Annotated in this window: 21 protein-coding genes and 1 pseudogene; 11 read left to right on the top strand and 11 right to left on the bottom strand. The window is 39.0% G+C overall.

Annotation, left to right across the window (positions count from 1 at the left end; all coding sequences use genetic code 11):
* Positions 1-30: 30 nt before the first annotated feature.
* Together NO346_RS11970 and NO346_RS11965 are read right to left on the bottom strand one after the other, a co-directional pair.
* Entirely contained in the window at positions 31-1341 is a 1311-nt protein-coding gene (locus tag NO346_RS11970) for an MFS transporter (protein ID WP_256415292.1), read from the bottom strand.
* Positions 1342-1441: 100 nt separating this feature from the next.
* Complete coding sequence (locus tag NO346_RS11965) at positions 1442-2083, bottom strand: hemolysin III family protein (RefSeq protein ID WP_256415297.1); 642 nt, start codon at positions 2081-2083, stop codon at positions 1442-1444.
* A 101-nt stretch (positions 2084-2184) separates the two neighbouring features.
* On the opposite strand from NO346_RS11965, the gene NO346_RS11960 reads away from it, so the two are divergent.
* Entirely contained in the window at positions 2185-3402 is a 1218-nt protein-coding gene (locus NO346_RS11960) for an SAM-dependent methyltransferase (RefSeq protein WP_256415291.1), read from the top strand.
* A gap of 17 nt (positions 3403-3419) precedes the next feature.
* Positions 3420-3845, top strand: coding sequence for a GNAT family N-acetyltransferase (locus NO346_RS11955; RefSeq protein WP_256415290.1), 426 nt, complete (start codon positions 3420-3422; stop codon positions 3843-3845).
* 69 nt (positions 3846-3914) lie between these two features.
* Here NO346_RS11955 and NO346_RS11950 read toward each other — a convergent pair whose 3' ends face one another.
* The 3 genes from NO346_RS11950 to NO346_RS11940 form a co-directional block, all read right to left on the bottom strand.
* Complete coding sequence (locus NO346_RS11950; RefSeq protein ID WP_005162113.1) at positions 3915-4154, bottom strand: hypothetical protein; 240 nt, start codon at positions 4152-4154, stop codon at positions 3915-3917.
* Between the two features lie 267 nt (positions 4155-4421).
* Entirely contained in the window at positions 4422-5276 is an 855-nt protein-coding gene (locus NO346_RS11945; RefSeq protein ID WP_256415289.1) for a patatin family protein, read from the bottom strand.
* Positions 5277-5342: 66 nt separating this feature from the next.
* Positions 5343-5564, bottom strand: a complete 222-nt coding sequence (locus NO346_RS11940) for a hypothetical protein (protein ID WP_004664735.1) — start codon at positions 5562-5564, stop codon at positions 5343-5345.
* A 266-nt stretch (positions 5565-5830) separates the two neighbouring features.
* On the opposite strand from NO346_RS11940, the gene NO346_RS11935 reads away from it, so the two are divergent.
* Positions 5831-6118 (top strand): hypothetical protein, encoded by a 288-nt coding sequence (locus NO346_RS11935; protein ID WP_005162108.1) that lies wholly within the window; start codon positions 5831-5833, stop codon positions 6116-6118.
* 90 nt (positions 6119-6208) lie between these two features.
* Here the strand turns inward: NO346_RS11935 and NO346_RS11930 are convergent, their stop codons facing one another.
* Positions 6209-8344 (bottom strand): 3-hydroxyacyl-CoA dehydrogenase NAD-binding domain-containing protein, encoded by a 2136-nt coding sequence (locus NO346_RS11930; protein ID WP_256415288.1) that lies wholly within the window; start codon positions 8342-8344, stop codon positions 6209-6211.
* Positions 8345-8354: 10 nt separating this feature from the next.
* Positions 8355-9560, bottom strand: a complete 1206-nt coding sequence (locus tag NO346_RS11925; RefSeq protein WP_256415287.1) for an acetyl-CoA C-acetyltransferase — start codon at positions 9558-9560, stop codon at positions 8355-8357.
* Positions 9561-9808: 248 nt separating this feature from the next.
* On the opposite strand from NO346_RS11925, the gene NO346_RS11920 reads away from it, so the two are divergent.
* Complete coding sequence (locus tag NO346_RS11920; RefSeq protein ID WP_005162100.1) at positions 9809-9976, top strand: hypothetical protein; 168 nt, start codon at positions 9809-9811, stop codon at positions 9974-9976.
* 79 nt (positions 9977-10055) lie between these two features.
* Here the strand turns inward: NO346_RS11920 and NO346_RS11915 are convergent, their stop codons facing one another.
* A complete protein-coding gene (locus NO346_RS11915; RefSeq protein WP_005162097.1) occupies positions 10056-11069 on the bottom strand; it encodes an AraC family transcriptional regulator in 1014 nt (337 codons plus the stop codon).
* A gap of 213 nt (positions 11070-11282) precedes the next feature.
* On the opposite strand from NO346_RS11915, the gene NO346_RS11910 reads away from it, so the two are divergent.
* The 6 genes and pseudogenes from NO346_RS11910 (at position 11283) to NO346_RS11885 (ending at position 16939) form a co-directional block, all read left to right on the top strand.
* Positions 11283-12401, top strand: coding sequence for a CaiB/BaiF CoA-transferase family protein (locus NO346_RS11910; RefSeq protein WP_256415286.1), 1119 nt, complete (start codon positions 11283-11285; stop codon positions 12399-12401).
* Between the two features lie 88 nt (positions 12402-12489).
* Positions 12490-12720 (top strand): annotated as a pseudogene (locus NO346_RS11905) (hypothetical protein); the annotation flags it as partial.
* 173 nt (positions 12721-12893) lie between these two features.
* Positions 12894-14537, top strand: a complete 1644-nt coding sequence (locus NO346_RS11900; protein ID WP_256415285.1) for a nitrite/sulfite reductase — start codon at positions 12894-12896, stop codon at positions 14535-14537.
* Positions 14530-15015 (top strand): DUF934 domain-containing protein, encoded by a 486-nt coding sequence (locus NO346_RS11895; RefSeq protein ID WP_256415284.1) that lies wholly within the window; start codon positions 14530-14532, stop codon positions 15013-15015. The genes NO346_RS11900 and NO346_RS11895 overlap by 8 nt, the downstream gene beginning before the upstream one ends.
* An 82-nt stretch (positions 15016-15097) precedes the next feature.
* Complete coding sequence (locus NO346_RS11890) at positions 15098-15451, top strand: multidrug efflux SMR transporter (RefSeq protein WP_256415283.1); 354 nt, start codon at positions 15098-15100, stop codon at positions 15449-15451.
* Positions 15452-15583: 132 nt separating this feature from the next.
* A complete protein-coding gene (locus NO346_RS11885) occupies positions 15584-16939 on the top strand; it encodes a hypothetical protein (RefSeq protein WP_256415282.1) in 1356 nt (451 codons plus the stop codon).
* Between the two features lie 55 nt (positions 16940-16994).
* Here NO346_RS11885 and NO346_RS11880 read toward each other — a convergent pair whose 3' ends face one another.
* From NO346_RS11880 to NO346_RS11870, 3 genes are all read right to left on the bottom strand, one after another.
* The gene (locus NO346_RS11880; protein ID WP_256415281.1) at positions 16995-17441 is read right to left on the bottom strand and encodes a VOC family protein; all 447 of its coding nucleotides are present in this window, start codon (positions 17439-17441) and stop codon (positions 16995-16997) included.
* Between the two features lie 133 nt (positions 17442-17574).
* Positions 17575-18750, bottom strand: a complete 1176-nt coding sequence (locus NO346_RS11875; protein ID WP_005162073.1) for a thiolase family protein — start codon at positions 18748-18750, stop codon at positions 17575-17577.
* 111 nt (positions 18751-18861) lie between these two features.
* Positions 18862-19374, bottom strand: coding sequence for a GspH/FimT family pseudopilin (locus tag NO346_RS11870; protein WP_256415280.1), 513 nt, complete (start codon positions 19372-19374; stop codon positions 18862-18864).
* Positions 19375-19760: 386 nt separating this feature from the next.
* On the opposite strand from NO346_RS11870, the gene omp38 reads away from it, so the two are divergent.
* Positions 19761-20798 carry an outer membrane protein Omp38 gene (gene omp38, locus NO346_RS11865; RefSeq protein WP_256415279.1) on the top strand — a complete coding sequence of 346 codons (1038 nt, stop codon included), beginning with the start codon at positions 19761-19763 and terminating at the stop codon, positions 20796-20798.
* The last annotated feature ends 54 nt before the right edge of the window (positions 20799-20852 follow it).

The following is a 20852-nucleotide window of genomic DNA, read 5'->3' as shown; positions in this document are numbered from 1 at the left end:
AAATAAATCATCCGAGAATAAGAGATGCGATTAAATTTGGTTATTTACATCATCATTTTTAGTTTCACGAATCAGTAAAAATGCAATTAAAGATAATACAGAAGCTAAGCTTAGATATAAACCGACAGCCCCTAAACCATAACTTTCTGCAAGTTGAGTCGCAATATAAGGTGCAAAGGATGCACCAAAAATTCCAGCTAAATTAAAGGTTAATGCTGAACCTGTATAACGTACTGATGTTGGAAAAATCTCTGAAAGCACAGTTCCAATGGGGCCATAGGTCAACCCCATGATTGAAAGTCCAATACACAAGAATAAAAACACCAATATTGGGCTACCAGAACCAAGCAATGGAGCGAAGCATAAGCCAAATAGTGCTGATAATACACAGACAGCGATTGATGTGGTTTTGCGTCCAAATTTTTCAGCTAAAATGGCTGAAACTGGAATAAATGCAGCAAAACACAAAGTTGCGGCTAGTTGAAGTTGTAAAAACTCACCTCGTGTATAGCCTAATTGAGTTGTTCCCCATGTTAGAGCGAATACTGTCGTGAGATAAAACACCACAAAAGTACAGATTGCCGCAATCGTACCGAGAATTAACATCGGTAGATGCTTGGTCATGACTTCTTTAAATGGCACATTGACTTCTTTTTGCTTATTTAGCACCTTTTGAAAGGCTGGTGTTTCATGCAGTTTCAAACGAATGTAGAGACCAACAAGAACCAATACAGCACTGGAAATAAATGGAATACGCCATCCCCAAGTCATAAAATCTTGCTCGGACATAAAGGCATTCAATAATAGAAATGAGCCTGTGGCAAGGATAAAGCCAATTGGCGCACCGAGTTGAGGAAACATACCATACCATGCACGTTTACCCTCTGGGGCATTTTCAGTGGCAAGTAAAACCGCGCCACTCCATTCACCGCCTAAGCCCAAGCCTTGTCCTAAACGGCATAAGGCAAGAAGTAAAGGAGCTGCAAGACCGATTTGTGCATAGGTCGGCAAAAGACCAATACAAACGGTTGAGATTCCCATAGTAAGCAATGCCGCAACGAGCGTTGCTTTTCGCCCGATCCGATCACCCAGATGTCCAAAAATCGCCGCACCAATTGGTCGAGCGATAAAAGCAATTGCAAAGGTTGCCAGTGATTTGAGTACCGCAGCACCATCACTGCTTTCAGGAAAAAATAAATGGGGGAAAATCAGCACTGCCGCTGTGGCGTAGATATAAAAGTCGAAAAACTCAATCGTAGTACCCACCAGACTGGCAAATAATACCCGTACCTTTGAATTACTGGCCACTTCAGTGGTGACAGTCGTAGCGTTTGACGACATACAAAACCTTAATGTGATTTATTCAGGAAACAGTAAAACCTGTCCTGAAATTTCTTTTGAATGCGGAATTTACCCAGCAAGCTGCCTGCGATGCATGGATTTATAATACATAACAATAGATCGCCAAAAAGTGTAAACCTGCCCCTAATAGCACAAAAACATGCCAAATTGCGTGGGTATATCTTACCTTTTTTAACGCATAAAACAATGTGCCAACGGTATAGGCAAGCCCACCTGCAATTAACAGTTGAATTGCTTCTTTTGAAAGGTAGCGTTGCATATCATCCATGACCAAAACTGCCAACCATCCCATCACAAGATAAGCGGCTAATGAAACTCTTTGAAAGCGATGAATAAAAACTAACTTAAATAGCGTGCCAATCAGTGCAATTACCCATAAAGCAATCAGTAAATAGTGGGCTTTAGCTGTCGGAATCGCGATACTCAGAAAGGGGGTATATGTACCTGCGATGAGATAATAAATCGCAGTATGGTCCAGTTTTTTATACCAATAGCGTTTACGTTCATCTTGAGCAAAATGATAAATCATTGAGCTACTCAGTAATAAGACTAAGCTAAAACCATATACCCATAAACTGAACCATTGTCCTAAAGGCAGGTGTTGACCTTTAATAATGAGTAAGATAGAAGCAATCAGTGCTAATACAGCTCCAATACCATGACTATAAGCATTAATTCGTTCTTCTTTCGGGTCATAGCTCAACAAGGTATTTACGGTCATCAGATTTATTGTTTGCATAAAAATACAACTGTATCGTAATGCAATTTCCCTTTTAAAGTAAGACGCTTTAAAATTTAGTTTCTATTTGTCAGGTTTTCATTATGTTTGCGCCGAAATTTTCTTTTGAACAAGAGCAGCAGTTTTTCTTGGATATCCAGCAATCTATTGAAAATAAAAGCTTTGATCGGCTGATACTTAGTCAATACAAAGGTGAATTGACAGAATTAGAGAAAATAACTTTTCGTATGATTGAATTACAAGGACAGGCAATACTGTCTTGTTTATATCATCACACCACTCAGGATGTGACGAAAAATTACACTCTAACTGATGGTGTAAAAAAGATTGCTGAGTTACTGAATCTATCTAAACAAGCTAATTTATTCACTTTGAATCAAGATATCCAATTAAAGAAAAATAAAAAGAAAGCGATGTTAAATTATCAAAAAAAGCAAACATCAGTACTTAAAGTTGAACAACAACAGCACAATCGTGAAAAGCAACGTTATGTACAGCAGCAAAGTCCTTTTTTAAGACATTTGGGCATTACTGACGAAAAAGACCAGATTGTTCCAAGTATGGCGCGTAAGTGGAAGCAGATTAATAAATTTATTGAAATTTTTTCTAATGCCTATGAACAGATAGATGCGACCCAGCAAGAGCTGAACATTGTCGATTTTGGTTCAGGTAAAGGTTATTTAACTTTTGCATTGTATGATTATTTACAGTCGCAACAAAAAACACCATTGATCACAGGAGTGGAATTGCGTTCCAACTTAGTCGAGTTTTGTCAGAATGTAGCTGATCAGGTAGGTTTCAATCATCTTGATTTCTTTGAGGGGGATGTACGCAGTTATCAACCTGCAAAGCTGGACGTGATGATTGCGTTACATGCTTGTGATATTGCCACTGACTTTGCTATTCATACAGGTATTCGTTTGAATGCTTCAATGATTATGTGTGCGCCATGTTGTCATAAAGAACTTCGCCCACAATTACATAGTCCAGAAGTATTACAGCCAATGCTGCAATTCGGTATTCACGCGGGACAACAGGCTGAAATGCTGACGGATACCTTACGTGCTTTATTACTCAAAGCACATGGTTATGAAACCAAGGTGTTTGAGTTTGTTGCCTTAGAACATACCAGTAAAAATAAAATGATTTTGGCAACCAAACGCAAGGATATTCAACAGCCTGATCCAAAAGTCATGCAACAAATCCAAGCCTTAAAAACGATGTATGGCATTGAAAAACAGAGCCTAGAATTATTATTACAAGACCAAATGCCGATTGAAAATATCGGTTGTAAGTGTTGATCAGGTTTTAATGCTATATGTATAGAATCAAACAAGGACATTGGGATCAATTACAGCAAGACGCTAAATTGATCCGAACGCAGGTTTTTATTTGTGAACAAGGCATCACCGAAGCAGATGAGTGGGATGATCAAGATGTGATTTCTCAGCATTTTGTAATCTATGATCAAGATCAGCCGATTGCCACAGCGCGTTTGTTACAGAACCACAGTGTAGGGCGAGTGGCTGATGTTAAAGCCTATCGGGGGCAAGGTCTTGGACAAATGATTATGCTAGAAATTATTAGTTATGCTCAAAAGCAAGGTCTATCAGTATTGACATTATCCTCTCAAGTCCATGCGATCTCATTCTATGAAAAGCTAGGCTTTACTGTACAAGGTAATTCATATGATGAGTTCGGAATTTCGCACATTGAAATGACGATGAATCTAAATACTTTATAAATGAAAATCGTGTTGAGAGGGCTTACTCAACGGATCGTGATCAAGATGATATAAGCTCATATTTTGATGCTACTTTTGTTGGTTATGCTCAATAACTTCTGATGCAGCAGAAGCATGTTCATGTTGAGCAAGCTCTTTCTCTTGTTGGGCTTTACGTTGTGCACTAGGCATGTAATCAGGTTCTTGAGACATTGCTAAATAAAAAAAGCTGAGAAATATGGTACTTAATACGCCCACAATAATGACAAACTTCCATCCTAATACCGTTTCTTCATTTGAGTTTTTTTGTGGTGATGGTTGATTGCTCATAATAAATTCCAAAAATTAAAATTTTAAGGTTGCAGCATTAATCAATAAAACTAATAAAGCCTTAAATATTATATGGTTTTAAAATTACTTTGGGGAATTTATTTATATTTTGTATTGGATTCAATGCGTAAGAGGTCTGCAAAAGTCAGTTAAAAAAATCGCATTGTAGATATTAAAAATAGAAAAAAGCATAAATGATTGAATAATTGGGGATAGAAATAACCAAATTATTCAATCATGATTCATTCAAGATTTGACCGTGCAGACTCAGAGGTGCTTCCAATCCTCAATCGCTTTTAAGCCTGTTTCGATCCCGACATCGTAGCTATAGCGGATTTTTGCTTTATTTTTAGAAAGTCGACCTGCCATGTTTTTTAGATCAGGGGGGCAAACTTCAAGCATTTGTTGTTTTGACGCTGAGCGAACAAATTGCACCGAATCATTGTAACGTTGAGTTCTGTTGAGCAAGCTTTGTGCAAAACCACGTTTTTGTTTAAACACATATTTAGCAAGCAACTGATCACCTTTGCTGCTAGCTTTATAATAATTCTTTGGTCGTGTTCGCAATACCATAAGTTTCGAAACATCATGTTGCTGAGCAGCCCAATGTATTGGGAGGGCATCCGCAATGCCGCCATCAAAGTAGGGCTCACCAAATACGTCAACTGCTTGACGTGTGAGTACGGGGATAGAACTAGATGCTCTTAATCCATCTAAAATATTGTCTTTAGATGCTCTGATATAAGTGGCTTCACCTGAAATCGCATGGGTGAGCACCATATAAAATTCAGGATGATTTTCAAATAGATGTGTCTGATTTAAAGGATATTCTTTTTCAACTACATCCCACATCCATTTTAAATCCAATAAATCACCGCCTTTAAAGAAGCGACCGTAATGGATAAATTCAGAGCGAAGGGAATGATCTAAATAGATTTGTAGAGTACGGCCTTGCTGAGCAGCCAAGTAATTTGCGACATTGGTTGAACCAGAAGAAACACCAACACATAGGTCAAAAGGATTAAATTGTTGCTGTAAAAATGCATCTAAGACACCGCTGGTAAATGCACCACGCATTCCACCACCTTCAACAACCAGTGCCTGACGATTTTGGTGAAGCATTGAAAATCTCGAATAACATGATAAATCCCTGTTTAACACGGATTCATCATGATCGACAATAATATTTTAGTGATGATGTTCATGCTCCGCATGCATTGTTTCGGTTGTCATCGATGACTCTGACATTTCAGATTGAGCTGCTGCTTTCTTCTGATTCATTGGCATATAGTCTGGTTCGTTGTTCATCGCCAAGTAAAAAATCACCATAAAAAGAAAACTTAAAATACAGGTGATAATGAGTGCTTTCCAACCCCAAGGTGAGGTTTCTGGACAGAGTTTTTCAGACATAGGATTTTTCCTAAAGAGAGAAAATAAATAGCCTTATAGCATAAAAGTATAATTCACTCCGTGTGCAGATGTTAATAAGCAAATCAAAAATCGACTTTTGTCCAATATGGATTACAGGATCGGATTGTTAAAATAGTCATAGTATTCAATACAATGAACACAGATTCTTTCAAGGTAGATAAGAAACTGAGCCTTTTTAAAGGCTAATTATCTATTTTGAAGATCATAATAATATTGATGAAAAACAAAATGTGATGGAGAAAAGAATGATTTTGGATTCAACGGATACGGATATTTTTGCAGCTGTTACGCAGTTTTATGTACGTTTAAGACGGGTAACGGGGCGTGTGGTTGATGTGCTTTATATGGTGGAAAATCAAGAATATGCACAGCATCTCATTGATTATGCTAAAACAATAGATGATACTGAGTTGCAAAGCCATGTGAATCATCTCACACGATCTTTTAATCTCGTGAAAGTGCCAGTTGTGGTAGAACAACCTGAGCAAGTTGTGGAACGACCTGTGCCTCAAAGAGTTTGGTTCTTAGGTTAAACCTTACTTTTTAAAGATCTAAAATAAATATTCCTCCCCCTTTGATCAAAGAGGGAGGACATACAAACAGCTTAGTTTAGAAGCGTCATACTATTTAAATACTTCACCTGATTCAGCATGTTTTCTAAGTAATGCAGGTGCTATAAAGCGTTCGCCATATTTAGAAGCTAATTCTTCTGAGCGCTGGAGAGATTTCTCAATTCCATTTTGGTTTAGGAACTGGATTGCTCCTCCTGTCCACGGTGCGAAACCGATTCCAAAAATCGAGCCGACATTGGCATCAATGACTGATTCTAGAACGCCTTCCTCATAGCAGCGTAAAGTATCGAGTGCCTGAACAAACAAGAAACGATCAATCATATCTTGTTCGGAAATATCATTGGCTTTCGTCCAGCGGCTGAGTCCATCCCACAAATGTTTTTTGCCATTTTCAGGATATTCATAGAAGCCTGCACCCGCTGCCTTACCTTTACGATTCAGCTCGTGAATCATGGTGTGAACTACTTCATCTACAGGAGTTTTTGGTAATTCCTTACCCTCAGCCTGTAGGGCTTTACGGGTTTCACTCGCAACATGTTCAGTCAGAGTTAAAGAGACTTCATCCTGAATCGCAAGTGGGCCGACTGGCATACCTGCCTTGAGTGCCGCCATTTCAATTTTGGCTGGATGAACACCTTCAGCAAGTAGGCGCATACCTTCTTGAATGAACGTACCAAAGACACGACTGGTAAAGAAACCACGACTGTCATTCACCACAATTGGCGTTTTAGCAATTTGTTGTACAAAGTCATAAGCCTTCGCCAATGTTTCTGCCGAAGTTTCCTTCCCCTTGATAATTTCAACCAACTGCATTTTGTCTACAGGGCTAAAGAAATGTAAGCCAATAAAGTTTTTGGTATCTTTACTTGCAGTCGCTAAACCCGTGATTGGTAAGGTAGACGTATTCGATGCAAAAATGCCACCTTCAGCTAAATACTGTTCAGCTTCTTGAGTCACCTTGGCTTTGAGTTCTTGATTTTCAAATACTGCTTCAATGATTAAATCACAGCCTTGTAGATCAGTTGCATCAGCAGTAGCCGTAATAAGCGCTAACACTTGATCACGTTTTTCTGCGGTCATACGACCTTGTGAAACACGTTTATCAAGTAGCTTTTGTGAATAAGCTTTGCCTTTCTCTGCATTTTCTACAGACACATCTTTGAGTACGACAGGAATGCCTTTGATTGCGGTTGAGTAGGCAATCCCTGCACCCATCATACCTGCACCTAAAACACCGACTTTCTTCGCCTGCCATTTAGCAACTTCAGCAGGACGACTCGCCCCTGATTTAATTGCATTTAGACCATGCCAAAACGTACCGATCATGTTCTTGGAAATCTGACCTACTGTCAGTTGTGTAAAGTAACGTGATTCAATACGTAGTGCTGTATCGACATCGACCTGCGCACCTTCAACTGCAGCCGCCATGATCGCTTCAGGAGCAGGGTAGCAACCTTTGGTTTTGTCACGTAGCATGGCAGGGGCAATTGCAAGCACTTGCGCAACCGCAGGAGTGCTTGGACTGCCACCCGGGATTTTGTAGCCTTTCACATCAAATGGTTGCTGTGATTTTGGATTAGCTTTTACCCAAGCAATCGCTTTTTCTAACAGCTCTTGTTCATTCTCAGCCGTGTCATGTACCAAACCAAGAGATTTTGCTTTATCGACACCAAACTGCTTACCCTCCATGAGGAACGGGAATGCATTTTGTAAGCCCAGCAAACGTACCATACGGACGATACCACCGCCACCTGGCAGTAATCCCAAAGTCACTTCAGGTAAACCAAATTTAGTTTTTGGATCATTAATGGCAATACGGTAATGACAACCTAAAGCAATTTCCCAGCCCCCGCCAAGCGCAGTACCGTTTAAAGCTGCAACAACAGGTACACCTAAAGTTTCAATCGCACGTAAGTCACCTTTGAGTTCTTCAATCATTTTGAAAAAGTCAGTGGCATGTTCAGGTTGTACTTGAATCAGCTCATCCAAGTCACCACCAGCAAAGAAGGTTTTCTTAGCTGAACGGAAAATAATACCTTTCAGATCAGTTTCAGCTTTAAGTTTTTGACTGACTTCATCTAAAGCATCACGGAACTCTGCATTCATGGTATTTGCAGATTGACCCGATGAATCCAGTGTAAGAATTACAATATTATCAGCGTTTTTTTCGTATTTAATAGCGCTCATGTTGTGCTCCTTACACCAACTCGATAATGGTAGCGATACCCATACCACCACCGACACATAATGTTGCTAGACCGCGTTTTTTACCTTGACGCTCTAATTCATCTAGCAAAGTTCCTAGAATCATGGCACCTGTTGCACCCAATGGATGTCCCATCGCAATTGCACCACCATTGACGTTGACTTTCTCAGCAGGAACTTTCAGTTCTGTCATAAAACGCATCACCACAGCTGCGAAAGCTTCATTCACTTCAAATAAATCAATATCGTCGATGCTTAAGCCTGCTTTTTCTAATGCTTTACGTGCAGCAGGAGCAGGACCAGTCAACATAATGGTTGGATCTGTACCGACTAATGCAGTTGCAAGCACCTTGGCGCGAGGTTTTAAACCTTGCTCTTTGACTGCTTTTTCAGAAGCCAATAACACTACCGCAGCACCATCAACGATACCTGATGAGTTACCTGCATGATGAACATGGTTAATTTTTTGCGCTTCAGGATACTTCTGTAAAGCAACAGCATCGAAGCCCATTTGACCCATCATTTCAAAGCTAGCATTCAGTTTTGCTAAACCTTCAACAGTGGTATTTCCTTTGATAAATTCGTCTTTTTCTAAGATTGTTACACCTGCATGATCTTTCACAGGCACAACTGATTTATCGAAATAACCATTTGCTTGAGCAGCAGCGGCCTTTTGTTGTGAACCAACTGCAAAAGCATCTACATCTGCACGACTATAACCATCCAAGGTTGCAATCAAGTCTGCACCCACACCTTGTGGTACAAAAGATGATTTTAAATTGGTTTCAGGATCAAGTGCCCATGGTCCACCATCTGAACCCATAGGGATACGTGACATTGATTCTACGCCACCCGCAACCACAACATCTTCCCAACCTGAACGAACTTTTTGTGCTGCCAAGTTCACCGCTTCTAAACCAGAAGCACAGAAACGGTTGATTTGTACGCCAGCGACATCATCATTCCAACCTGCAGCAATCGCAGCAGTTTTGGCAATATCCCCACCTTGATCACCAATCGGTGTCACACAACCGAGAACGATATCATCGACTTTAGATGTGTCGAGTTGATGGCGTTGTTGTAATTCATTCAATAATGTTGTGAGTAAAGTAATTGGTTTTACTTCATGTAATGAGCCGTCTTTTTTTCCTTTTCCGCGTGGTGTGCGAATGGCATCAATAATATAGGCCTCGCTCATAGCTGTTCCTTGTATTGCCTTAAATTAAAATCATTGTGCTTCGAGTGTACTCAATTTAAGTGGCAGTGCAATGATGATAAACATTGGCAAGCTTGATGTTTTTCGCCAATTTTAATCGTTAAAATGGCATGCATAAATAAAATAAGGAAAACACCATGAGTCAAATCCAGTTTTTTAGCAGTCAGGATCGGGAAATACAGTTAGAGGTTAATCTAGGACAGGAAACTGTTTGGTTAAGTCAGGCATAGATGGCAGAGTTGTTTGGCACAAAACGCCCTGCAATTACCAAACATTTGGGAAACATCTTTAAAGTTGGTGAACTTGAACAAAGTTCAGTATGTTCCATTTTGGAACATACTGCGAGTGATGGCAAAATTTATCACTCTCAGTTTTATTTTATTGAAAGAGATTGTTGAATAATAAAGAGATCGGTCCGTATTCTCAAAGTCAGCGGAATAGATAGCCTGAGCTTTCAGACTATCTATATGCAGTGATTTATAAATGCTGTCCGTGTAGTTGGCGATATAAACCAGGCGTAACACCTGTCCATTTCTTGAAGGCACGGTGGAAGGTACTGGTTTCGCTAAAGCCAACTTGTTGAGCAACATCTTCAAGGGTAAGGTTTGGTGTTAATAATAAATGAATTGCAGCATCACGACGTAAGGCATCTTTGACCCCTTGATAGCTTTTACCTTCCGCAGCCAAACGACGACGCAATGTTTGAGGTGATAAATACAACATTGATGCAACATCATTGAGGGTTGGCATTTCTTCACCAATTTGGCTCTTCAATACATCTCGGATACGTGAAGTGAGTGAGTTGGTATTCTTGAATTTTACCAGTAATTGTGCAGGTGCCGCTTTCAAAAACTCTTCCAAGGTTTTGTCATCTTGGCGTATTGGTAAATCTAGATAATCAGCAGCAAATGTGATTTCCGTACGTTGTGCATCGAATTGCATCACAGGCGCAAAGAACAGCGCATCATATTCATCGGCGTGGTTAGGGCGTTCATAGCCAAAATGAACACGTTCCAGTGGCAGGCGGCGTTCGATTAACCATGATGCAAGTCCATGCCAAATCATCAGCATGCTTTCAGTAATAAAATGATCAGGGTCAAGCGCTTTAGGAATGTGAGGCACTAAACGTGCTTCATGCTTGTCACGTTCCAAGCTTACCGACCATTCATCTCCAAACAATTTATAGAACTGGGAGGAGAGTTCCAGTGCCTGTCCAAGTGTTTTCGAATGTATGATTAATTGGCACATAATGGCAAATGTACCTAAACGACGAGGCTGTACATCAAAACCTACGTGTTCATCTTGAGTGACCATCCATAACATTTTGACAAAACGAGTATATTGCTCAGGGGAGATTCGCGCTTTGGGTTGACGCAGCAGTTCTGCCTCAATTCCAACATGTGAAAGTAATGTTTCAACGTCCATGCCAAGGCGTTTAACACCTGTTAAAGCCGCATTCACGAAGTGGATACTGATCGTATCACGGCTCATATTGAATCCTTCAGTTTCTTTACTATTCACGATAATTGACCTAAATAACCGTCTAAAATATCTAATTGAGCAATTGACAAGAAAAAATATTGCTCATTCTGTACATGTTAAATTGCCGAAACGATCAAGGTAAATGGCTGAACATGACATTGTTTTTGTGTTTATCTGAACCTAGTATAAAAGAAAATTTGAACAAATCGAGTAAAAATTATTATGCCATCTGCTTTAAAAGGATTGAAAGTTCTAGATTTTTCTACTTTATTGCCTGGTCCATTTGCAAGTATGTATCTTGCGGATATGGGTGCAGAAGTGATCCATGTGGAATCACCAACGCGTCCAGATCTCGTGAGAATTATGCCACCCTATGCCAATGGGCAAGCCACTGCACATAGTTATCTGAATCGAAATAAACAGTCGATTGCGCTTGATCTAAAAGAGCCAAACAATATTGAACTGATCAAAAATAAAATTTCTGAGTTTGATATTGTTTTGGAACAGTTTCGTCCTGATGTCATGCGCCGTTTAGGTTTGGACTATGAGACTTTGGCAGAGATTAATCCACGTTTAATCTATTGCTCGATTACGGGATATGGCCAAACAGGAAGTTATAAAGATCGTGCTGGGCATGATATTAACTATCTCGCATTAGCGGGTGTTTCAGGTCATAGTGGCCGTCAAGATAGTGGCCCACCACCACTTGGAATTCAAATTGCGGATGTGGCAGGTGGTTCTTTGCATGCGGTGATTGGTATCTTAGCTGCGGTTGTTGAGCGTCAACGTAGTGGTCTTGGACAATATATTGATATTTCCATGACAGATTGTGTGGCAAGTTTAAATAGCATGGCTGCTTCTGCAAGTTTGGCAGGTCAGACGCCACAAGCACCAGAACAAGGGATGTTAAATGGTGCGAGTTTTTATGATTATTATGAAACCAAAGATGGGCGTTATTTCTCTGTCGGAAGTTTAGAACCACAATTTATGGCGGGTTTGGCAGCGGCTTTAGAATTGCCATTACTTCTTGCCAAAGGCACATCATTTGATCCTGAAGACCGCCAAGCGGTGAAACAAGCATTGCAGGAAAAGTTTAAGAGCCAAGATTTTGTAGTATGGCAGCAACTTTTTAAAACCTTAGATATTTGTGTGGAACCTGTCTTGAGCCTTGACGAAGCACTGGTTTCTCCAATTGCTGAACAACGTGGTTGGGTCGTGGATGTACCATTATCTGAAAATAGTGAACAAACCGAAGCGCAATTGGCATGTCCAATTAAGTTCTCACGTTCACAAATTAAATATGCCTTTATTGGTCAGGGTCTAGGTGAGGGTAAGTGGTAGACAATATGTGAGATTCATCACTGTATTGTTAAGATGTTGTATAGATCTACTTCGATCTCAATAAAATTCTAGGTTGGCAAGATACTGAGGCGCAGTGATGTTCGTTGCAGCAACCCAAGATAATTATCTTCGTGCATTCAATGTTTCAAATGGCGATAAGTTATCGGAAGCACGTTTACCTGCGGGTAGACAGGCGACTCGAATAACCTATGAAATCAATGGCAAGCAATATGTGGTGATTATGGCGGGTGGGCATGGTTTATTTGGGACGAAAAAAGGTGATTATTTAGTCGCTTACACATTGCCAGATAAGAACTAATTTCATTTAGAAAATCATTGTAAAAGCTCAGATTTGTCTGAGCTTTTTCTATTTGCGGTAATTAGATAGGCTTATCAATAAAATCGTTATTAAATATGCAAAAAAAGCATTTTGTTGATGAATAAAAGCTCGCTATGCTAGTCACCTTTATAATGAATGACTAGCCATACGCCATGTATTTATATACGGATTTCGATCAACAACTGATTAACCAACGTGTTGCTCAGTTTCGCGATCAAACAGAACGCTATTTAGCAGGAAAATTAACAGAAGACGAATATCGTCCATTACGTTTGCAAAATGGTCTGTACGTGCAACGTTATGCACCTATGCTCCGTATCGCTGTGCCGTATGGCTTGATGAATACTAAACAACTCAGAAAAATTGCTGAAATTGCGACTGAATATGATCGTGGTTATGCCCACGTTTCAACTCGTCAAAATATTCAGTTGAACTGGCCTGCTTTAGAAAATGTACCTGATATTCTTGCTGAGCTAGCAACAGTACAAATGCATGCAGTACAAACCTCAGGTAACTGTATTCGTAATACCACGACTGATCAGTTTGCAGGTGTGGTTGCTGGTGAGATTGCAGACCCACGTCCGACGTGTGAATTGATTCGTCAGTGGAGTACTTTCCATCCTGAATTTGCGTTCTTGCCACGTAAGTTCAAGATTGCAGTTTCTGCTTTAGAAGAAACAGATCGTGCTGCAACAGCTTTCCATGATATTGGTGTTTATATCGTTCGCAATGAAGCGGGCGAAATGGGCTATAAAATCATGGTTGGTGGTGGCTTGGGCCGTACCCCAATCATTGGTAGCGTAATCCGTGAGTTCTTGCCACGTGAAGATTTGATTGCTTATTTAGAAGCGACTTTACGTGTCTATAACTTGCATGGTCGTCGTGATAACAAATACAAAGCACGTATTAAGATTTTGGTGAAAGCACTTACGCCAGAAGTCTTTGCTCAAAAAGTTGAGGCTGAATTTGAGCACACACGTGAAGCATTGAAGATTCAACCAGAAATCTTAAAAAAATTGGATGAAGAATTCACTCCGTTTGATTATCAAGAGTTAGACGATCAAGATTTCACAGCATTGTTTGCTGAATATCCTAAATTCAAACAATGGTTCAACGTGAATACCAATGCACATAAAGTCAAAGGCTATCGTATTGTGACGATTTCTTTGAAACGTGCAGGGGTTGCTCCTGGTGATATGACTTCTGAAGAAATGAATTTAATTGCTGACTTAGCAGATAAATACACCTTTGGTGAGTTCCGTACCACACACGAACAAAACATTTCATTGGTGGATGTACCACAAAAAGATCTGTTTGAATTGTGGCAAACACTTGAACAACACAACATGGCACGCGCGCATATCGGCTTTATTACCGATATTATTTGCTGTCCGGGCGGTGATTTCTGTTCATTGGCAAATGCGAAATCAATTCCAATTTCAGAAGCGATTAGCCGTCGTTTTGATGATTTAGATACGATCTATAATCTTGGTGAACTTGATCTGAATATCTCAGGCTGTATGAATGCTTGTGGTCATCACCATGTGGGTAACATTGGTATCCTTGGTGTAGATAAAAAAGGTGCAGAATTTTATCAAATCACGCTAGGCGGTAACGCGAATCATGATGCGTCTATCGGTGATATCTTAGGACCATCTTTTGCTGCTGATGCAGTACCTGATGTCATTGAAGAAATCCTAAATACTTACCTTGATCTACGTACTGAAGGTGAGCGTTTCATTGATACGTATCGCCGTGTTGGCATCCAACCATTTAAGGAGCGTGCTTATGCTTAATACATCGCTACAAGTGCTGTTCAAAGATGGCACGATTGCTGATAATACTTATCAAGTGATTGCTGAAGATGGCGTAATTCCACAAGGTGATGTGGTTGTAACAACGGCTCAGTTAGATCAGTTGGCAAATGTACAAGCTAAAAAAGCGTTATACATTACTGTTAATGATTCACCTGAAACTCATCAATTTCCATTAAATGAATTAGATGCGATCTTCATTGAGTTCGCAGGTTTCAATGATGGACGTGGTTATTCATTTGCAGCATTATTACGCCGTCAAGGTTATCAAGGCGAGTTACGTGCTGTCGGTGATATCTTTAAAGATGTTTTAAACTATTTAAAACGTTCTGGCTTTGATAGCTTTGTGGTTAAAGAAGGTAAGGATATTCATGAAGCAGCTGCTGGACTTCAAGATTTCACTCATCCGTATCAAGCTTCAACTGCTGTGCCACAAGCGAGTTACCAAACAGGTGCTTAAGCTCATTTAAGTAAAAAAGCTGAACTCAGGTTCAGCTTTTTTTATTGCGTATTATTTAAGACTTATAGATTGAAGAATAACAATGCTGATCTTTATTGCAAAAATAAATCCTGGGGTGATTTGGCTGCTTTTCGCCATCGCAACTGATGTGCTCTCAACTTTTTATTCTGCCAAAGCAAATGGATTAGTGAATAAACTCGATCAAGGAATCGCCTTGGTTTTATATCTTGTTTCTTTTACTTGTGCTGCGATTGCATTGAAGTATATGCAAGCTGGGATTTTATATGTGCTTTGGTCTGGGCTAGGTGTTATTGCGACAGCTGCTTTAGCAAAAGTTTTTTTAGGGCAGCATATTGATTTAGCAGGGTGGGTTGGGATTGGATTTATCACTATCGGATTAATGATTATTGCTCAGTATTCTAATATTGATGTTTAATAAGGAATATAGAATGACGGTTATTTTTAAATTTGTTATAAAAAATTAAAGCATTTATTTAGAAAGAACATGTTTAAATTTTTAAAAAAGATATTTTGTTCATCTGAGCCATATATAAATACAGCTGAAATATTGGCAGAACGCCAAGCATTTGAGCAAACACATATATCGAATATTCCTCAGCCTGAACCAGAAATCGCAGATATTCCATTTATTAGAAAGAGTTTGGATGAGTTGATATGGTTACTGAGAGATTATGATGGCTATGCACGACAACGGACATTAGAACATTTAAAAGATTGCTACGAACAAGAATTATTTCCTGCCTTATTATTTCGTTTAAGTGATTATATAGAAATAAATCGAGAGTTGGCAGCACAACATTTTCAACGTTGGAGTCAGCGTCCTGAATTTACTCAATTGTGTATAGACCATTTTTTACAAATTGCCGCAGTACAACAACGTGTACGCACTGTCCCTGAAATTGAAAATTTATTACTGAATACCGTAGCGAAAAATAAAGATTATTTGCAGCACACAGTCAGTTCTGAACAAGGTCAATTACCTCGTGTACTATTGACTTATATTGTAGAACATCAATGGATTGAGCAAGAGCAATTACTTGAATTATCTAAGGTTGCGAAAGATCAAATTGTGCGTAAATTTTGGTTAGATCATATTATTCAAAATGAATCAGCGCAAAAATTATTATTTGAATTGAAGTATAGCCAATTTAGAGATGTGCAATATCATTTATTCGATGTTCTGTATCAACGAAAAATTCTAAATACTGACGATATCATTGACTTATGGCATAGTCGTTTTTTATCTGTGATGGATTATGCTTATTTTGCATTAAGACAACAAAATTTTGATTTTGAAAATTATTTTAATCAGCATCCGATTACGTTGCTCAGTTCCCAACAGGCGAAAATTCGAGCATATCAATGGGTTTTGTTTAAAGGGGAGCAAGCGCAGTTTTTTGAGATCATTGAAAAAATTGAAATCATTTCGATTGCGAATGCTTTAGTTCTATTTGCTTTAAAACAAAACTTTATTCAACTTTATCAGTATTTAGATTATTTTACGTTAACACAGCAGAAGTTATTATCACATCAGTTTTTTAAAGCAAAAGCCTATAGCACAACTCAGCCAACATTGGATGAGTTAGAGCAGTATCTTCAATTAACTACAGCAGATATATCATTCGAGCACAGACTTAATTTAACCCAAAACTATGATTTATGGGATCAGCTCTATTGGTTTGTAACACAGCAAAAATATGTACAGACAGAAGAAGAGCAGCAGAATTTTGATGATCAAGTAAAATATCGTTTACAGTTTTTGCACTATAGAATTTATCCGCCAAGATGGACAGTTGTGCAAAAGGATGAGATGAAACAACATCTTCCAATATTTGCACAAAAGTATCCTGAAATTTTTAATGAGATGGATATTAAGAAGATGTTAGACAAGTATTTTAGTTAATTCATAATAAAAGCGATGCAATATGAGACATATTGCATCAAAACATTGAGGTGTTTTAAATAGTTGAGTCAAGCTGACAATTGACCATCCACTTGATTCCGAACTGATCAGTGAAAGCACCATACAGTGCGCCCCAGAAGGTTTTTTCTAATTGCATTTCAATATGACCACGTACAGAAAGCTGGTTGAATAAACGTCGTGCCTCCATTTCATCGTGTTTAATATTGATTGAAATATAATGATTGTTGCCTTGAGTGAAAATACTATTCGGAGAGCAGAACTGATCATTAACGTCTGAACCCATGAGTACGGTATATTCATTAATAGGTAAGGAAACATGCAGAATTAAGCATTTATCTGCTTCTGATAACATAACCCCTTCTGTAGGTGGCATATCACCATAGCGACTGATCATTGCGAACTCACCGCCAAAAACAGATTGGTAAAAAATAAATGCTTGTTCAGCTTGTCCTTTGAAATTGAGGTAATGGTTGAGCTGCATGAGGAAACTCCTTGTTGTTTTTTTATATAGCCCATAACTTATCGGGATTTTGATAATTGGTGCATTATTTTTTGTAATTATGAAAATAAAAAATCCTGCACTTGGCAGGATTTTTAGTTAATCGAATTAATGATTAGATCAATTCAATTGCAACTGCTGTTGCTTCACCACCACCAATACAAAGCGCCGCAACACCTTTTTTACCACCAGTGCGTTTAAGTGCATGAATCAACGTAAGAATGATACGTGAACCCGTAGAACCAACTGGATGACCAAGTGCGCAAGCACCGCCATTAATATTGACTTTTTCTGTATCTAATTTGAAGTCATCAATTGGGCACATTGTAACCATTGCAAAAGCTTCATTGATTTCCCAAAGATCAACATCTTGTGCATCCCAACCAGCTTTTTTCAAAACTTTTTCAATCGCCCCTACAGGAGCAATCGTAAATTCAGAAGGATGTTGAGAGTTTGATGCGGTTGCAATAATTTTTGCTAAAGGTTGTAAACCACGTTGAGTAGCGACTTCACTAGAGGTTAACACTAAAGCAGAAGCACCATCAGAAATTGAACTCGCATTTGCCGCAGTAATCGTACCGTCTTTTGCAAAAGCAGGTTTCAAACTTGGAATTTTGTCAATTTTTGCATTTAATGGTTGTTCATCTTGATCAACAACAACATCACCTTTACGGCTAGACACAGTTACTGGAACGATTTCATCTTTGAAATAACCTTCAGTAATTGCTTTCTGTGCACGTTGTAGAGAACGTATAGCGAAATCATCCATTTGTTCACGTGTATAGCTACGTTTATTTGCCATATCTTGTGCAAATGATCCCATTAAGCGGCCAGTTTCTGCATCTTCTAAACCATCAAGGAACATATGATCCTTAATTTCACCATGACCCATGCGATAACCTGCACGTGCCTTAGGTAAAACATAAGGAGCATTGGTCATTGACTCCATACCACCCGCAACCACGATTTCAGCACTACCAGCTTTGATCATATCTGCAGCTTGCATCACAGCTTTCATGCCAGAACCACAAAGTTTGTTAATGGTTACTGCACCAGTAGAATCAGGCAAACCTGCTTTACGCATAGCTTGACGAGCTGGACCTTGTTTTAAACCTGCTGGTAACACACAGCCCATGATTACTTCTTCTACATCAGTAGGCTGTAATCCCGAACGAGCAATTGCTTCTTTAATGGTGATTGCACCCAATTCGGGTGCAGTTGCGCTTGATAATGCGCCTTGGAAGCCGCCCATTGCTGTACGAGCGCCATTGACAATTACGATGTCAGTCATTGTGTGTCTCCAGACTTATAATTTGCAGAGAATGTTCAAAACCTATGCAGTATATTAAAAAAAGCATGCGAATAAAGTATTTTACGTCGTTTAGGCTAGACTGAAGAGTTTTTAACACGTGGTAATTTCTTTACTACGTATGTGCCCCATATTGCTGAGAATTAATTGAGTATGATGATTAGAATCATTCATACAATAAAAGAAACTTCCATTTGAGCCTCTTGGTAGCCCTGTATCACCTTGGAAAGTAAGTGAATTTATTCTTAATGTACCCCTCCAATCTAATTTCCCATACTTATAATGAAATGCTGTGGAATACAATAAAGGATCATTTGAATCACGTTGCCGGTTAGCATTTAAATCAAGGAATCCGATTAATCCACTGTTCCAATCTGAATCGCAGCTAGTTAAGTCTTTACTTGCGCATAAAGTCACATTTTTATGATGAATCTGTGCGTCAGATTTGGATTTTTGTATGTAAATTGTGAGTGTTCTTTTCATATGATTTACTTCATTTGAAATCAATAATTGATTCAAATAAGGTAAACTGAGGCATGCTATAATCGCACAAATAGCAAGTGTGACCATTAATTCACTCAGAGTGAATCCTCTAACTTTTAACATTTTTTTACCTTTTGATAGTTTTGTAATTTTTTTATTAACAAAGTGTTAAGTAATTACTGTATTTATTAAATTAAGTTTAGTATTAGAAAACTAACCATTACTTCATCAAGCAAATACTGCTAAAATTGAAGAAAGCGAACAATAAGCTATTCGAGCTTTAAAGTTGAATTGAAAATTTACTGAACTACAACGGAAATTGTAAGAAATTTTGTCAATAATTTGCGGGGTTAAAGTTATCAAGCACTTGGAAAATTCATCAAGTGTTTGTATGATTCAAAGTGAAGTGAATAGCTTAAAAATAATACTGTAAACATTTTATGTTCGCAGGGCCAAAACTCATAGGCTAAGCTTGAACAACAAACAATTGTTATCTCTGGAGGATATCCATGAAATTGAGTCGTATTGCACTTGCTATGCTTGTTGCTGCTCCTTTAGCTGCTGCTAATGCGGGTGTAACAGTAACTCCATTAATGCTTGGTTACACATTCCAAGACACTAAACATAATAACGGTGATAAGCATTTAACAGATGGTCCTGAGCTTCAGGATGATTTATTTGTTGGTGCAGCACTTGGTGTTGAATTAACGCCTTGGTTAGGCTTTGAAGCTGAATATAACCAAGTTAAAGGTGATGTTGAAGGTATTACTGGCGCAGAATATAAACAACAACAAATCAATGGTAACTTCTATGTTACTTCTGATTTAATCACTAAAAACTATGACAGCAAAATTAAGCCGTATGTATTGCTAGGTGCTGGTCATTATAAATACAAAGGCGAAGGTTCAATTGCTGGAACTGAAGCAGAAGAAGGTACTTTAGGGAATGCTGGTTTTGGTGCATTCTGGCGCTTAAATGATGCTTTATCTCTTCGTACTGAAGCTCGTGGTACTTATAACATCGATGAAGACTTCTGGAACTACACAGCTCTTGCTGGTTTAAACGTAGTGCTTGGCGGTCACTTGAAGCCAGCTGCTCCAGTAGTAGAAGTTGCTCCAGTTGAACCAGTACCAGTTCAACCACAGCCACAGCCACAGCCAAAAGAGTTGACTGAAGACCTTAACATGGAACTTCGTGTATTCTTTGATACGAACAAGTCTGACATCAAGCCACAATACAAGTCTGAAATCGCGAAAGTAGCTGAGAAATTAGCTGAATACCCGAATGCGACTGCACGTATTGAAGGTCACACTGATAACACTGGTCCACGTAAGTTAAACGAACGTTTATCTTTAGCTCGTGCTAACTCTGTTAAATCAGCGCTTGTTAACGAATATAACGTTAACGAATCTCGCTTGACGACTCAAGGCTTTGCTTGGGATCAACCGATTGCTGACAACAAGACTAAAGAAGGTCGTGCCATGAACCGTCGCGTATTCGCTGCGATCACTGGTAGCCGTACTGTTCTTGCACAGCCAGGTCAATAAGCTCAATAATTTGAGTTTTTGAACTGAATAAAAAAGCGACTCGGATGAGTCGCG

It is taken from the genome of Acinetobacter sp. 5862 (assembly GCF_024494585.1).
Taxonomy (GTDB): domain Bacteria; phylum Pseudomonadota; class Gammaproteobacteria; order Pseudomonadales; family Moraxellaceae; genus Acinetobacter.
Note: the sequence above shows the minus strand (reverse complement) of the source record. Positions and strands in the feature narration are given on the sequence as shown.